General features: G+C 37.3%; 12 protein-coding genes. 7 read left to right on the top strand and 5 right to left on the bottom strand.

What is annotated here, in order from left to right:
• The first annotated feature begins 20 nt into the window (after positions 1–20).
• Positions 21–830: a zinc transporter ZupT gene (zupT, locus tag AC07YC_RS13305; protein WP_008175159.1), complete on the top strand. Its 810-nt coding sequence runs from the start codon at positions 21–23 to the stop codon at positions 828–830.
• 52 nt (positions 831–882) lie between these two features.
• Here zupT and AC07YC_RS13300 read toward each other — a convergent pair whose 3' ends face one another.
• The 3 genes from AC07YC_RS13300 to thrC form a co-directional block, all read right to left on the bottom strand.
• Positions 883–1,569 carry an MtnX-like HAD-IB family phosphatase gene (locus AC07YC_RS13300; RefSeq protein ID WP_494919616.1) on the bottom strand — a complete coding sequence of 229 codons (687 nt, stop codon included), beginning with the start codon at positions 1,567–1,569 and terminating at the stop codon, positions 883–885.
• Positions 1,570–1,690: 121 nt separating this feature from the next.
• A complete protein-coding gene (thrB, locus tag AC07YC_RS13295; RefSeq protein WP_494919615.1) occupies positions 1,691–2,605 on the bottom strand; it encodes a homoserine kinase in 915 nt (304 codons plus the stop codon).
• Positions 2,602–3,654, bottom strand: a complete 1,053-nt coding sequence (gene thrC, locus AC07YC_RS13290; RefSeq protein ID WP_494919614.1) for a threonine synthase — start codon at positions 3,652–3,654, stop codon at positions 2,602–2,604. The genes thrB and thrC overlap by 4 nt, the downstream gene beginning before the upstream one ends.
• A 204-nt stretch (positions 3,655–3,858) precedes the next feature.
• Between thrC and AC07YC_RS13285 the strand changes: the two genes are divergently transcribed.
• Both AC07YC_RS13285 and AC07YC_RS13280 read left to right on the top strand, forming a co-directional pair.
• Complete coding sequence (locus tag AC07YC_RS13285; protein ID WP_336635546.1) at positions 3,859–5,088, top strand: MFS transporter; 1,230 nt, start codon at positions 3,859–3,861, stop codon at positions 5,086–5,088.
• Positions 5,089–5,375: 287 nt separating this feature from the next.
• On the top strand, positions 5,376–6,263 hold the full coding sequence (locus AC07YC_RS13280) for a MurR/RpiR family transcriptional regulator (protein WP_494919613.1): 888 nt from the start codon (positions 5,376–5,378) through the stop codon (positions 6,261–6,263).
• Between the two features lie 103 nt (positions 6,264–6,366).
• Here AC07YC_RS13280 and AC07YC_RS13275 read toward each other — a convergent pair whose 3' ends face one another.
• On the bottom strand, positions 6,367–7,170 hold the full coding sequence (locus tag AC07YC_RS13275; protein ID WP_336635544.1) for a GNAT family N-acetyltransferase: 804 nt from the start codon (positions 7,168–7,170) through the stop codon (positions 6,367–6,369).
• 396 nt (positions 7,171–7,566) lie between these two features.
• On the opposite strand from AC07YC_RS13275, the gene AC07YC_RS13270 reads away from it, so the two are divergent.
• Positions 7,567–8,493 carry a manganese-dependent inorganic pyrophosphatase gene (locus AC07YC_RS13270; protein WP_494919612.1) on the top strand — a complete coding sequence of 309 codons (927 nt, stop codon included), beginning with the start codon at positions 7,567–7,569 and terminating at the stop codon, positions 8,491–8,493.
• A 212-nt stretch (positions 8,494–8,705) separates the two neighbouring features.
• On the opposite strand, the gene AC07YC_RS13265 is transcribed toward AC07YC_RS13270, so the two are convergent.
• Positions 8,706–10,085, bottom strand: a complete 1,380-nt coding sequence (locus AC07YC_RS13265; RefSeq protein ID WP_494919611.1) for an FAD-dependent oxidoreductase — start codon at positions 10,083–10,085, stop codon at positions 8,706–8,708.
• Positions 10,086–10,210: 125 nt separating this feature from the next.
• Here AC07YC_RS13265 and AC07YC_RS13260 point away from each other — a divergent pair, with 125 nt between their 5' ends.
• The 3 genes from AC07YC_RS13260 to AC07YC_RS13250 all read left to right on the top strand — a co-directional run bounded on the left by AC07YC_RS13260 (position 10,211) and on the right by AC07YC_RS13250 (position 14,406).
• Positions 10,211–10,918 carry a DsbA family oxidoreductase gene (locus AC07YC_RS13260; RefSeq protein WP_089985777.1) on the top strand — a complete coding sequence of 236 codons (708 nt, stop codon included), beginning with the start codon at positions 10,211–10,213 and terminating at the stop codon, positions 10,916–10,918.
• A gap of 196 nt (positions 10,919–11,114) precedes the next feature.
• Positions 11,115–11,741: an FMN-dependent NADH-azoreductase gene (locus tag AC07YC_RS13255; RefSeq protein WP_036121103.1), complete on the top strand. Its 627-nt coding sequence runs from the start codon at positions 11,115–11,117 to the stop codon at positions 11,739–11,741.
• Positions 11,742–12,045: 304 nt separating this feature from the next.
• Positions 12,046–14,406: a bifunctional 2',3'-cyclic-nucleotide 2'-phosphodiesterase/3'-nucleotidase gene (locus AC07YC_RS13250; RefSeq protein ID WP_494919610.1), complete on the top strand. Its 2,361-nt coding sequence runs from the start codon at positions 12,046–12,048 to the stop codon at positions 14,404–14,406.
• The last annotated feature ends 38 nt before the right edge of the window (positions 14,407–14,444 follow it).

The raw sequence follows: 14,444 nt of genomic DNA, 5'->3' as shown, positions 1-14,444 counted from the left end.
AAGGGAAAAGGAAGAAGGGTATGGACGGGAACGTTTTACTAGCATTTGGACTGACTCTATTTGCAGGGCTTGCAACTGGGGTAGGTAGTTTAATAGCGTTTTTTACATCACGAACAAATACAAAATTTTTATCGCTAGCATTGGGTTTTTCTGCAGGTGTTATGATTTATGTCTCACTTGTTGAGATTTTCGTTAAGGCTAAAGATGCTTTAACAAATGCATTAGGTACTACAAATGGTTATTGGATGACAATCGCCGGATTCTTCGGTGGCATGTTATTCATTGCCTTAATCGATAAATTCATTCCAAAATCAACAAATCCTCATGAAGTAAAGCTAGTGGAAGATGTGAATGCAATAAAGCCACAGGTCAATGAAGATCATTTGATGAAGATGGGTATTTTTACAGCTCTAGCTATTGGAATTCATAACTTTCCGGAGGGGATAGCTACATTTATGTCAGCTATTAATGACCCAAATGTAGGGATTGCCATTGCGATAGCAGTAGCAATTCATAATATTCCAGAGGGGATAGCAGTGTCTGTACCGATTTTCTTTGCCACGGGTAATCGTCGAAAGGCTTTTAAATTATCCTTTTTATCGGGGTTAGCAGAGCCCGTCGGTGCATTAGTAGCATTTTTGCTCCTTATGCCATTTTTAACAGACGTTATGTTTGGCATCATTTTTGCTGGAGTGGCAGGCATAATGGTCTTTATTTCATTGGATGAATTATTACCAGCAGCGCAGAGGTATGATGAAACTCATTTATCTATGTATGGTTTGGTAGCGGGAATGGCTGTCATGGCCATCAGCCTTGTGTTATTAGTATAAGTCTATCAAAAAGGGAGCCATTCATATGGTTCCCTTTTTGTATAGTCGTACATTAAGTGGCTGGTATAGTATGTTTGGTTTCTATAAGTTCCTGTACAACTTTTAAACAGTCGTGGAATGTGACAAATGGTTTATATGGAACATGAAGCTCTTCACAGTGTTGAATGAGATGATCTCTAGCCAGAACAATATCGGCTTGTTTGGCAGCTTCAAAATCTGAAAGAGAATCACCAATAACGATTTTAAAATGATCTTCTTTTGCCACTTTCCGCATAACGCTAGGCTTGCAGCAACCACACCCTTGTATGCTATATTTTGCGCAATCCTCATCACAGCTATTTGAATAAATTAGTTTAATTTGCTCACCAGAAAAGTCAGCTGTATTGCAGTAAATACCAGAGAAAGGACCGTATTTTTCTACTAAAGGCTCAATAAAAAAATCGACCCCTCCACTTACAATGTAAAATGGTATGCCATGATTTTGAGCATATCGAACAAAATCTCCAAAGCCTTCACGAATGATAGCTGTATCCATAAGATATTGAATGACTTCATCTTTCTGTTGAGTAGAAAGTAAATGAAACATGGCAGAGAGCCCATCTTTAAATGAAATGGTTTGCTCCATCATAGCTTTTGCAATTTTCTCAGATTCTTGTGGAACAAATTCCGTCATCAGAGAAAAGATATTATCAGTTTCTGTTATTGTGCCATCGAAATCGCAGAATATAATTGGCTTCAAGATAGTTCCTCCTTAGAAAAGCGCACATCGTAGTTGTTAATAATAGGTGTTTCAAGGCAATTCCTATACTTCTATAATATTAGTTTTATCCACACTTGCTTTCAAGAAAAAACGCCTACTATTATAGTAGACGTTTCATATATTCACGTACTTGTATACCTTGCTCATCAGCTTTTGTTAAAATCACTTGATGTTCAGGGAAGTGATTTTTCATAGTTTGAACGAAGTCATATGCAATGGTAGAGGGAATGATAGAAATCAATGTAGGGCCAGCTCCACTTAAAGCCGTACCATACGCACCATTCATCTTTGCTGCCGTACGAATTTCTGTATACTCGGGTATTAGCTTTGCACGAAACGGTTCATGAAATAGATCTTCTTCCATATAACGCCCAGCACGCTGGAAATCACGTGCCATTAGTGAAGCTGCTAACATATTAGCATTTGCCGAAGCATGGACAGCATAGGCTCTTTCAAATTGCTCTGGCAATACAGATCGAGACTCGCTCGTTTTTAATTCGACGTTTGGTACATATACCACAAAGGAAGCATCAATTTCATTGATATGAAAAGTATCAACATGACCTGTATCATCCATAGAAGAAATGGTTAAGCCTCCTAAAACAGAAGCGGTTGCGTTGTCTGGGTGTCCCTCAATTTGAGATGATAAGTTGAGTTTATCTTGTATTGTTAAGTTAAGCCCACATACTTGATTGGCTAGTTCAATACCTGCAACTATCACAGCAGCGCTGCTTCCAAGCCCACGTGCTAATGGTAGCTCGCTAGCCATCTCGACACGACATGCAGGTAATTGTTGACCATATTGGGCAGCAACTTTTTTTGCAATGACGTATAGTAAATGTTCGTCAAGCTCAAACTCTTTAGGACCGTTATCATCAAGATGGATAATATCCCATGTATCTTGTAAAGTGACTGTTAATTGTAAGTATAGAGTCAAGCCGAGTCCTATGGAATCAAAGCCAGGCCCTAAATTGGCTGTGCTTCCTGGAACTGAGATTTGCCATGCTTTACTCATAGTACTCCCTCGATATACTCTCGAATTTCATTTTCGTCATTTTTAAGGGATACTAGATCGACTGTGGATACCTCCATAGCTGTATCGGGGTCTTTTAGTCCATTACCTGTGAAGATTGTAACTACTTTTGAACCCTTTGGAATTTTTCCGTTCTCCACTGATTTAATAACACCTGCTAATGATGCGGCAGAGCCAGGTTCAACAAAAATACCTTCTGTATTGGCGATTAATTGATAAGCAGCAATAATTTCTTGATCTGTTACGGAATCAATAATACCTCCAGATTCATCGCGAGCTGCTTCTGCCAACTTCCAGCTAGCGGGGTTACCAATTCGAATAGCAGTGGCAACTGTCTCCGGATTTGTAATAGGCTCTCCTTTGACGATTGCTGCTGCACCTTCTGCCTCAAAGCCATACATCTTTGGTAAACCAGAATCTTTAGCAGCATGATATTCTTTAAAGCCTTTCCAGTAAGCAGTAATATTCCCTGCATTACCAACTGGGATGCATAGATAATCAGGAGCCGAGCCTAAGGCATCTACAATTTCAAAGGATGCAGTTTTTTGACCTTCAATGCGGTATGGATTGACGGAGTTTACAAGTGCGACAGGAGTTGTTTCACTTACTTGGCGAACAATACTTAAAGCATCATCAAAATTACCATCAATCTCAATGATTTTTGCACCATACATAGTTGCTTGTGCAAGCTTACCAAGGGCAACTTTTCCTTTAGGAATTACTACGATGGATTGAATACCAGCTCTTGTAGCATAAGCAGCTGCAGCAGCGGATGTATTTCCTGTTGAGGCACAAATCACACATTTACTACCATCTTCAATAGCTTTAGCTACAGCAAACACCATACCACGGTCTTTAAAAGAGCCAGTTGGGTTAGCACCCTCAATTTTACCGTAAAGCTCAATGCCCAGTTTCTTGGATAAATTCACTAAATGTATAAGAGGCGTATTGCCTTCGTTTAAAGTTAATGCGGGTGTATTTTCTGTTACAGGTAAAAATTGTTTATATTCTTCAATAAGGCCTTTCCACATAAAGATACGATCTCCTTTTGTTCTTATAGAAAGAACAGTTGTATTTGTATAAAAGACATTTTAACGCAAATCACACTATTATTTCAATAGCATTTCATAAATTGTCGAAACAATTCGGTAATTTGAATTTTGCTTGTCACTTTCTTGAAACAACTGTATAGTAATCTTATAATGTAAAGTCAAGTGTAAAGACAGGTGGTTAAAATGGCGACAAATACTGTAGGAACAAATAAATCTCAGCAAACTATTTCTAGAAATAAACTATTGGGCGTTGCGGGGATTGGATGGCTTTTCGATGCAATGGATGTTGGAATATTATCGTTTGTCATTGCAGCATTGGCAGCAGATTGGGGACTGACACCAAGTCAATCTGGCTGGATTGGTAGTATTAACTCTATCGGAATGGCTGTTGGAGCCCTTGTATTCGGTGTTTTTGCCGACAAAATAGGGAGAAAGCAAATTTTTATGTGGACACTTGTCCTATTTTCCATTGCAAGTGGACTATCCGCTTTTACCACTACATTAACGGCATTTTTAATGCTACGCTTTTTAGTAGGAATGGGTCTGGGCGGTGAACTACCTGTAGCATCAACGCTAGTATCTGAAAGCGTGGCAGCAAAAGAAAGAGGACGCGTAGTTGTTTTATTGGAAAGTTTTTGGGCAGCTGGATGGCTAATTGCCGCATTGATATCCTATTTTGTTATTCCAACGTGGGGATGGCGAGTAGCGCTTATCTTAACAGCACTCCCTGCATTTTATGCTATATATCTTAGATGGCATCTCCCAGATTCACCGCAGTTTACGGTGAAGCAAGAGGCCAAATCACGTAGCATCCTTCAAAATATAAAAGAAGTTTGGTCAAAAAAATATGCACGTTCCACATTGATGCTTTGGGTGCTTTGGTTTACAGTAGTATTTTCGTATTACGGTATGTTCTTATGGCTTCCAAGTGTCATGGTTGGTAAGGGCTTTGATATGATTACGAGCTTTAAGTATGTTCTCATTATGACATTAGCTCAATTGCCAGGTTACTTTACTGCAGCCTGGTTTATTGAAAAGTTTGGACGGAAATTTGTGCTTGTTTCCTATCTAATTGGTACTGCCGTGAGTGCTTTTATTTTCGGCAATGCTGAAACACTTGTAGTACTGTTATTGTCAGGTATGTTTTTATCCTTCTTTAACTTAGGAGCATGGGGAGCCTTATATGCTTATACACCTGAGCAATACCCGTCCATTATTCGAGGTACTGGTGCAGGGATGGCAGCAGCCGCTGGCCGAATTGGTGGTATTTTCGGACCGCTACTAGTTGGTTCTTTACTAACAGCGGGTTATGATATAGGCTTCATCTTTGCCATTTTCTGTGGAGCCATTATTATAGGGGTTATTGGTGTCATTTTCCTTGGGAAGGAAACCAAGCAGCTAGAATTAGAATAATAACTAAACAATGTCCTGGATAAGAGTAATCAATCCAGGACATTTTTGTCTTTACTCGCTAATGTATTACATAAAAATTAGGGATTGTTGATTTTTATTCACCCGTACCAAGAAATTTGGTAAAATAACAAATCAACATAGAAAAGTACAAAAAGTCGACATATTAGCAGGTTAATGCGCTGAAGATTTTTCAGAAAAGTCATTGTATTCAAATTGCAATCATGATACTGTATTTTTAATCGAATTTTGAGTAAGTAGGAAACAATCTCCCATTCGTGATAAGGTCATTGAAAGAAAGGTTGTTAGGAATGTGCATTCATGAGGATATAAAGAAAAGGTTTGTAAGACTATCAAAGGGGCAGCGTAAAGTAGCACAATTTGTAATGGATAATCCCAATACAGTGATTGCTAATGGAGCAGCAGAAGTAGGCAGACTGGCTAATGTAAGTGAATCAACGGTTATTCGCTTTTGCTATGCCATGGATTTATCGGGATATGTGGAACTGCAAGAAGAAATAAGAGGCTATGTCATGTCCCAAGATGTAGGAACAAATCTACAATCTACCTATACGGGTAAAAAGCTAACTAATTCCCGTTTTGGCAAGGTAATGCAGCAAGATAGCCAAAACATTCAGGAAACCATTCAATTAATTAGCGATCAACAAATTCAAAAAAGTTCAAAATGGATGCATGAAGCAGATAATATCTATATTCTAGGTACTCGTCAGGCTGCATCTGTAGCAAATTGGTTATCCAACACATTAAAAACACTACGTTCTAATATTAAGCAGCTCCGTATAGATTCGGATGAAATGATGAATCAAATTAATAGCATGGGAGAGCGTACAACATTAATTGTTTTATCATTTGATAAACAGTTAAAGGATATTCAAACGATTGTTGAAATTGCAAGGATGAAGAAAGTAAAAATTATTGCTATTACTGGAACTGCATTTTCACCCGTTCGTGAATATGCTAATATTTTGTTTGCGCTTGGAACAAACAAGCATTCCTCGCTAGATATAGTGCCCGTTTTATTTTCTTTCTTACATGCATTATTGGAGGAAATGATTAGCCAAGACAAGGGGCAGTATGAAAAATATCAAAAATCCTATGAGCAAATAGATAGTAATATATTATTCCTAGATGCTGCTAGAGAGAAACAGGTATTTTAATGCTATGCATAGAAAAGTGTTATATTACTTTTCTATGCATTTTTTATAGTCTAAATATATAAAAAGATGTCCAAATATGCTTTAGACATCTAGGCAAAGTGATTTATAAAATTTTACTTAAGTTATACTCGTTAATGTAAGTATCATTTAATTTAATAGCATTTTGTCGAATGCCTTCTTGTTTAAACCCTATTTTCGTAAAAAGATGTAAAGCAACATTATTATGTTCCATAACTGATAATTCTAATCTGGATATGTCACGTTGTTTTGACCAACCTTCCACAGCCTTCATTAGCGCAGAGCCAATGCCTTTTTGTTGGTACTCTTCCTTCACAGCTAAGCGAACAGAGGCAACATGTTTAGCTTTCGTTTGTTTATAGCCATGTACAACTGCATAGCCTGCAAATATACCATTTAATACGCAAAGTAATATCGTGCGATTTTTTAGTTGCTTCCAATAGGTTAAATTTTTACGAAGTTGCTGGACAGTTAGATCTACTTCATTTTGAACATTATACATGAAGTCGGTTTGTTGAAAAATTTCTTCCTGTAAAAGAATAAACGATCTAGCATCCGATGCTTCAATCCCTCGAATTATGTATGCAGATGGGTTCTCTTCATTTTTAGAAAGAGTGTTTACAGTTGTCTTAGGTTGCGTGCATGAGAACGTTATACTAGTACCTAGTCTAACATCAATGACATGATAGCCTGCACTTGTCCATGACAAATAGTGTGATAGAGGGGGCTTTGTTTTTTTCCACCAGCTCTTATTTAAGTAGGCGGCATTCGGTAAGGCTTGTCCCATAATGTTTTCTAATTCACTAAAGGATAAAGTGATTTCTTGTTGTAAAGCTACTTCAAAATAATTTGCTAAAGGAATGTACTTTTTTTCCATCTTCTTTGTCATCGTAATCCCCATTTCCTGAATATCCAAAAATATAGACTATCTGATAATAGCATAAAATTATGCTTACATAAATATGAAAATCCAACTAAATATCTATGTAAAATAATTAATATTAGAAAAAGATGCGCTTTTACTATTGAATGTTAAAAATAGGATGGTAAAAAAAGATAATGCAAACAAAGGAGATGGGTGCACAAAATATATGTATGTGACAATTTGAAGGTCCATTATACTTTATTCATATTCGTATAGTTGGTTATTGGGAGTGGGGAATTATTATTGTATATTAATTGAATGAGCATAGTTTGCTTCATGTTTTAATTTATCAGTTGTTAGTCCATAAGATATGATAAAATAAAAGATAAATGTAAGGTCATTTTAGGAGGAATAAATTCAATGAGTAAAGTATTAGTTTTTGGACATAAAAACCCAGATACAGACACGATCACGTCTGCAATTGTATATGCTTATTTAAAGCAACAAATTGGAGAAGAAGCCGAGGCTGTACGTCTTGGAGATGTTAATAATGAAACACAGTTTGCTTTAGATAAATTTGGCTTTGAAGCGCCACGTTTAATCTCATCTGTAGTTGGAGAAGCGGACAAAGCTATTCTAGTAGACCACAATGAATTCCAGCAATCGGCTGATGGTATTGAGGAAGTGCAAATTGCCGAGGTAATTGATCACCACCGCATCGCTAACTTCCAAACAGCTGATCCGCTATATTATCGTGCAGAACCAGTAGGCTGTACAGCTACGATTCTAAAGAAAATTTTTAACGAAAACGGTTTAGATATACCAGCGAACATTGCGGGTTTAATGCTATCAGCAATCGTTTCAGATACATTATTATTCAAATCACCAACTTGCACGGAGCAAGATGTAAAAGCTGGCGAAGAACTAGCGAAAATGGCTAATGTGGATGTTGCAGAATATGGTTTAGCTATGCTAAAAGCCGGTGCAGACCTATCTGATAAATCTTTAGAAGATCTACTATCATTAGATGCTAAGGAGTTCCAATTCGGTGAGTACAAATCTGTAGTTGCACAGGTGAATGCTGTGGATATTAATGATGTACTTAATCGACAAGAAGAATTAGAGATTTTATTAAATAAAAATGTTGCTGAAAATGGTTTAGATTTATTCTTCTTCGTTGTAACAGATATTCTAAATAACGATTCTACAGCTGTAGCAATTGGACAAGTCGCACAAGCTGCAGCAAAAGGATTCGGTGCTGAACTTATCAATAACCGTGTTGTGTTACCAGGCGTCGTTTCTCGTAAAAAGCAAATTGTGCCAGTATTAACAGAAGCTCTAAAGTAATTTACACAAGAAGACAGCTACTTAGACTGTAGATAATAGCCATCGAAAAGTTCATACTTTCGGTGGCTTTTGTTATTTTTCCTCCATTTATAATAGTAGGTAAAACACTGCCGAATCCTTGTAAGAGGACGCCAACGGCTTTGCTTTATTTCATCGTAAAAAAGACTGTAGCAAACTCATAATTTATGGAGAGTTTGTCTACAGCCTCTATTTTAATCTAATTTCAAAGGTTGTACTGCTGGTCCTTCCAGTACTTCCCCTTGCGCATTGAAGCGGGAGCCATGGCAAGGACAATCCCATGTTTCATCAGCCTCATTCCATTTCGTCTTACAGCCCAAGTGAGTACATGTTGGGGCACTGGCATTTCTCATATACCCAGCAATAAATTCTTTTGCGACAAAGCCGCCGACTTTAAGCATTTGCATAAACTGGGCACCGAATTTTGTCCGTGATGGTGAATAGAGTGCGATGGCTCCGTCCTCACTTCTTGACCCCGTGATTAGGCTAGATAAAATGTCACCGGCAACAAAGGAATTAGAAATTCCCCACTTTCTATAGCCAGTAGCAATGAATACGTTTGGCAATGAGTTTGTAATTCTTCCTACGTAAGGAACGATGTCAGGAGTTTCGATATCCTGAGCAGACCATCGATAAATAGGCTCTTGCTCAAAATGTTCTTTCATTTCAATTGCAATGGCATCATAGTACGGCTCTGTATTGACTGTTTCCCCAGCGATGTGATTCGCTCCACCAAGTACTAAATAATGCTCGTTGTTAATTGTAGCTGTACGAATGGAACGAGAAGGGAAATCAACAGATAGATATTGCCCCTGCATCGTTTCAGCAATTTTACTAGCCACCATGTAAGAGCGACTATTTGACAGTTTAAATAACTTTAGCCCCTTGAAAGCTTCAATTGGATAATGTGAGCACAAAATAAGTTTTTTATATTGAACCGATATATTCTTTTCGGTATGTAAGTTATTTTGAGCTATGTTTAATTGCTGAACTCGGGTATTTGTATAAAGCTTGGCACCCATCGCTTGTGCTTCTTTGGCAAGAAAATTACTTACCTCTACAGGATTTATTTGAGCTTGCTGAGACATGCATAAAGCCTTTGTAATGGGGAAGGGAAGCTCTGTTTCTGTGGTGATTTTTGATTGGATATTTAACACCTTATACGCATTCCATTCTTTTAATAATTGCGCATACCCTTCTTTTGTTTGAGCATACAATAGTGAATCTACTTGCTTTACACTGCCTTTTGGGAATAATTGTGTTACCTTTTCAATGGCTTGTTGATTGAGTTGGTAATAGAGCTGTGCCTCATCAACGGATAGTTTCTCTAAAAGGTTAGCATAAACGATACTATGCTGGGCAGTTAGTTTACCCGTGGAATGGCCAGTAGTACCGTGACCAAAATGGGTATTCGCCTCAAGTAAAAGTACATCAACACCTGCTTTTGCCAAGACATAGGCTGTATAAAGACCAGTTAAGCCTCCTCCGACTATACATACATCACAAGTTGTAGATGAAGAAAGTGAAGAAAGTGAGACTGATTCGGAAGTAGCGAGCCAAAGAGATTGAGTCATAGATAAACCTCACAATGTTTTTATGTTCAGTATGTAGATGTACTGGAGAATTTATGCGATGAAGCATAAAAATTGCCTTGCGATTAAATCTATCGCTACAATGTAGCAAAGGGAGAGTGTGAGTAATGAAAATTGAAATATGGTCTGACTACGTATGTCCATTTTGTTATATTGGTAAAAAACAATTAGAGCAAGCGATTGAAGATACTGGCTTTGGTGGGCAGGTGGAGCTTGTTTATAAAAGCTATCAACTTGATCCTAATACACCAGTAGATTCGAACATTACTGTTTATGAATCATTAGCGAAGAAATATGGCATGACTTTAGAAAAAGCCAAAGAAATGACATTAGGTGTTACAGAGCGTGCGAAAGAAGTGGGCTTAAACTATGACTTTAGCAATCTAATGGAAGAGAATACGTTAAAGGCACATCGACTTGTTAAATGGGCTGAGCAGCAGGGAGATGTTACAGCATTAGTTGAAGCTCTACTGCACAGTCATTTTATTGAAGGAAAACGTATTGGACAAGAGGATGTATTATTAGATATAGCCGAACAAGTAGGATTGCAACGCGAGGAAGTGGCAAAAGTTCTTGCTGTGGATGAATTTAAAAATGAGGTAGAAGCAGATATTCAAGAAGGATTGCAGCTTGGAGTTCGTGGGGTCCCATTCTTTGTCTTAAACCGTAAATATGGTATTTCTGGTGCCCAGCCACAAGAAGTATTCGAAGATACACTACGTAAAGTGGCTGAGGAAGAGGGCTTACAACCGGGTCTAAAAATGGCTGGCACGGGTGACGCTGGTGTTTGTACAGATGATAACTGTAAATTATAGTGCTAAAATTACTCTAACTACGAAGGGGCTTGTCATAACAAGCCTCTTTTATTCGTTTTAGTGTAAAGTTTTATCTAATATTTCAGTCAAAAGTCTGAGGAAAGTATCGTTGACTTTTTAGAAGAATTTTTTTAAGATAAGTTTATATCTTGAATTCGAGATAATAGACTATGAGATATAAGGGAGATTTTATATAATGAACGTTTTAGTAGTAAAAGCAAACAACCGTCCAGACGGTATTTCAACAAAAATGTACGATACTTTTATGGAAAACGTACAAGGTGTAAACGTTACAACTTTTGACGTTTTTGCAGAAGATATGCCATACTTTGGGCAAGATCTTTTCAATGCATTTGGTAAAGTACAAAATGGTGGGGAGTTAACAGACATCGAATCACGTCTTTTAGCTGCTAAACAAAAAGCGATGGATGCATTAACAGCAGCTGATTTAGTAGTATTTGCTTTCCCACTTTGGAACTTAACTATTCCAGCACCTTTACAAACATTTATTGACTATGTGTACCAAGCAGGTTTCACATTCAAATATGGTGAAGATGGCCAAATGGTTAGCTTAATGACGGATAAAAAAGCGATTATTTTAAATGCTCGTGGTGGCTACTACTCACTACCAGAAACACAGCCGATGGAAATGTCAGTAAACTACATTAAAAATGTAGCAGGCGGCGTGTTCGGTATGGAAATTATCGAAGAAGTAATTATTGAAGGTCACAATGCATCACCTGATAAAGCACAAGAAATTATTGCAAATGGCCTAGAAGAAGTGAAAAAAGTAGCTCAATCACTTCAAACAGTAAACGCGTAAAAAATATTTTTTAATAAAAGACCTCTCGAATTTGAGAGGTCTTTTTTTATTTTGTGAGCAGAGGTATGGTGTGATATAGAAGTCGGATATATTGGTATTAATTATTTATTCGGAATTTACATTTCCTAACATTCTATTGGTGGTATAAAAATAAAAATGATAGAAAAATGTGATTTTATAGGAAAGTAATAACCCATTCTTTTAAAAATACATATAATTAGGACTAATTATTCAGTAAAAAATAGAGTTAGTTTAATATAATAGTATCTGTAGGAAAATACTAGATGAATAAGGAGGTTGTTGTATGAACAAGAAATTAATAACTAAATTTTTAGCCATGCTACTAGTTTTATTCGCGTTGATACCATTTGGATACACTGCTAATGCTGCTTCCAATGAAGTTACGCGCGCTGATTATGTAAAAGAATTAGTAGAAAGCTTAGATGTCGAAATAGGTGATGGTTCTTCCCTTACTTTTACGGATGTCTCCAAGGATTTAGCACCATATGTAGAAAAGGCTGTACAGTTAAAACTTATCAAAGGAAAAACAGCAACTACATTTGGTCCAAACGATAAATTAACACGTCAACAAGCATTTGTTATATCTGCTCGTGGACTTGTTAGTGAAAACGCTTCCCTTGCGGTCTTAGACCAATTTAAGGATGCTAATCAAATTACTAAAGCTTATAAACAAGATTTAGCTAATGCTGTTGCAGCAAATATTCTTCAAGCGTATGAGGATAATACGATCCGTCCTCTTGACTATGTAACACATGAGCAAATGAAAAGTATCGTAGAGCGCTTTGTAGCAGAATACAAGGCACCATCTAGTGGGGTGTCAGTAGATCTTCAAATTTTAGGAACTACAGATATTCATACAAATTTAGCAAATTATAATTACTATTTAGATGCGCCATCATCTGAGGTTGGTTTAGCTAATACAGCTACATTAATTGAACAAGCTCGTGCTAAAAACCCCAACACATTACTATTCGATAATGGAGATTTAATTCAAGGTACGCCGCTTGGCTCTTATAAAGCATTAGAAAGTGTATTAAAGCCAGGGGAAGTACATCCGGCTATTGCGGCACTTAACGCTTTAAAATATGATGGTGGAACTTTAGGAAACCATGAATTCAACTATGGTCTAGATTTCTTAAATGAAGTCTTAGATGATGCCAAATATCCAGTCGTAAATGCTAATACTTACGATGCTAAAACAAAAAAGCGTATGTTTACACCTTATGTCATTCTTGATAAAGAGGTAGTGGACAATGCAGGTAAGAAACATACACTGAAAGTTGGTGTGACAGGGATTGTACCAACGAAAATTGTTGAATGGGATGCCATTCATTTAGCTGGTAAAGTTGACATGCAAGAACCTGTTGAAGCAGTAAAAGAAGTAGTACCTGAAATGCAGAAGGCTGGAGCAGACGTAATTGTTGTTCTTTCCCATTCAGGTATTGGCGAGGACACTTACGTGGAAGGCGCTGAAAATGTTGGCTATCAACTAGCTGGAATTGACGGCATTGATGCTTTGATTACAGGGCACTCTCACTTAACATTCCCAGGTGACTACAAAGATTTGAAAGATGTAGATCAAGAAAAGGGAACGATTCACGGTGTTCCAACAGTTATGGCAGGTAGCTATGGTAGCCATCTTGGTATTATTGATCTAAAGCTAGAACAACAAGGATCAGAGTGGGTTGTAGTAGATGGTAGTGGGTCATTGCAATCAATCAAGCAAGAAGGTTTACAACCATCCACTACGGTATTAAAAGCTGTGAAACAAGCGCATGAAGGCACTTTAACTTATATTCGCCAGCCTGTTGGTAAAACAACTGCGCCAATCCATAGTTATTTCTCAATGGTGCAAGATGATCCTTCTATTCAAATCGTCACACAAGCACAAAAATGGTTTATTGAACAGGAATTAAAGGGAACAGCTGATGAAAAAACGCCGATTCTTTCTGCTGGAGCACCTTTTAAAGCCGGTTCACGAAATAATCCATTAGATTATACAAACATTCCAGTTGGTCCACTTGCCATTAAAAATATGGCGGACATTTATCATTACGATAATACTGTAGCAACAATTAAAGTTACAGGTGCACAAGCCGTCGAGTGGTTAGAGATGGCTGCAGGCATTTTTGCAACAATAGATCCGAATAAGACAGAAGAGCAAAATATTATTGATTCAGAAGCACGCTCTTATAATTTTGACGTGTTAGATGGCTTAACCTATCAAATTGATGTGACATCTCCATCTAAATATGACCGACGTGGTAATCTTGTTGATGAAAAGGCGAACCGTATTAAAAATGTACAATATAATGGTAAACCAATTGATTTAAAACAAGAATTCATTATCATTACAAATAATTATCGTGTTGGTGGTTCGTATGGAGCGACATTTAAAAATACGGACGGCTCCAATATAACTAACTATGCCTATGAAAATCGTCAAGCTGTAGTTGATTATATTATGGCAACTAAAACAATTAACCCTGCTGCGGATAATAACTGGTCATTTGTACCATTCCCAGCCAAGACAAAAGTTGTTTATCTATCTGCGAAAGATGCACAGAAATTTATCTCAGCAGATAGCAACATTGAATATTTAGAAGATACAGAGGCAGGATTTGCAAAGTATTTAATTAAATAAAACTAAAAGGGAGAGTACGATTTAATCGCTACTCTCCC

The organism is Lysinibacillus sp. GW247-5R2A (assembly GCF_059424475.1).
The sequence above is the reverse complement of the archived record's forward strand: the minus strand, read 5'-3'. Positions and strand labels throughout refer to the sequence as shown.

Excerpts from the sequence above, each read along its gene's own strand:
- zupT (WP_008175159.1), top strand. The coding sequence starts at position 21 with ATGGACGGGAACGTTTTACTAGCATTTGGACTGACTCTATTTGCAGGG.
- thrB (WP_494919615.1), bottom strand. The coding sequence starts at position 2,605 with ATGAGTAAAGCATGGCAAATCTCAGTTCCAGGAAGCACAGCCAATTTA.
- thrC (WP_494919614.1), bottom strand. The coding sequence starts at position 3,654 with ATGTGGAAAGGCCTTATTGAAGAATATAAACAATTTTTACCTGTAACA.
- AC07YC_RS13285 (WP_336635546.1), top strand. The coding sequence starts at position 3,859 with ATGGCGACAAATACTGTAGGAACAAATAAATCTCAGCAAACTATTTCT.
- AC07YC_RS13275 (WP_336635544.1), bottom strand. The coding sequence starts at position 7,170 with ATGACAAAGAAGATGGAAAAAAAGTACATTCCTTTAGCAAATTATTTT.
- AC07YC_RS13270 (WP_494919612.1), top strand. The coding sequence starts at position 7,567 with ATGAGTAAAGTATTAGTTTTTGGACATAAAAACCCAGATACAGACACG.
- AC07YC_RS13265 (WP_494919611.1), bottom strand. The coding sequence starts at position 10,085 with ATGACTCAATCTCTTTGGCTCGCTACTTCCGAATCAGTCTCACTTTCT.
- AC07YC_RS13260 (WP_089985777.1), top strand. The coding sequence starts at position 10,211 with ATGAAAATTGAAATATGGTCTGACTACGTATGTCCATTTTGTTATATT.
- AC07YC_RS13255 (WP_036121103.1), top strand. The coding sequence starts at position 11,115 with ATGAACGTTTTAGTAGTAAAAGCAAACAACCGTCCAGACGGTATTTCA.
- AC07YC_RS13250 (WP_494919610.1), top strand. The coding sequence starts at position 12,046 with ATGAACAAGAAATTAATAACTAAATTTTTAGCCATGCTACTAGTTTTA.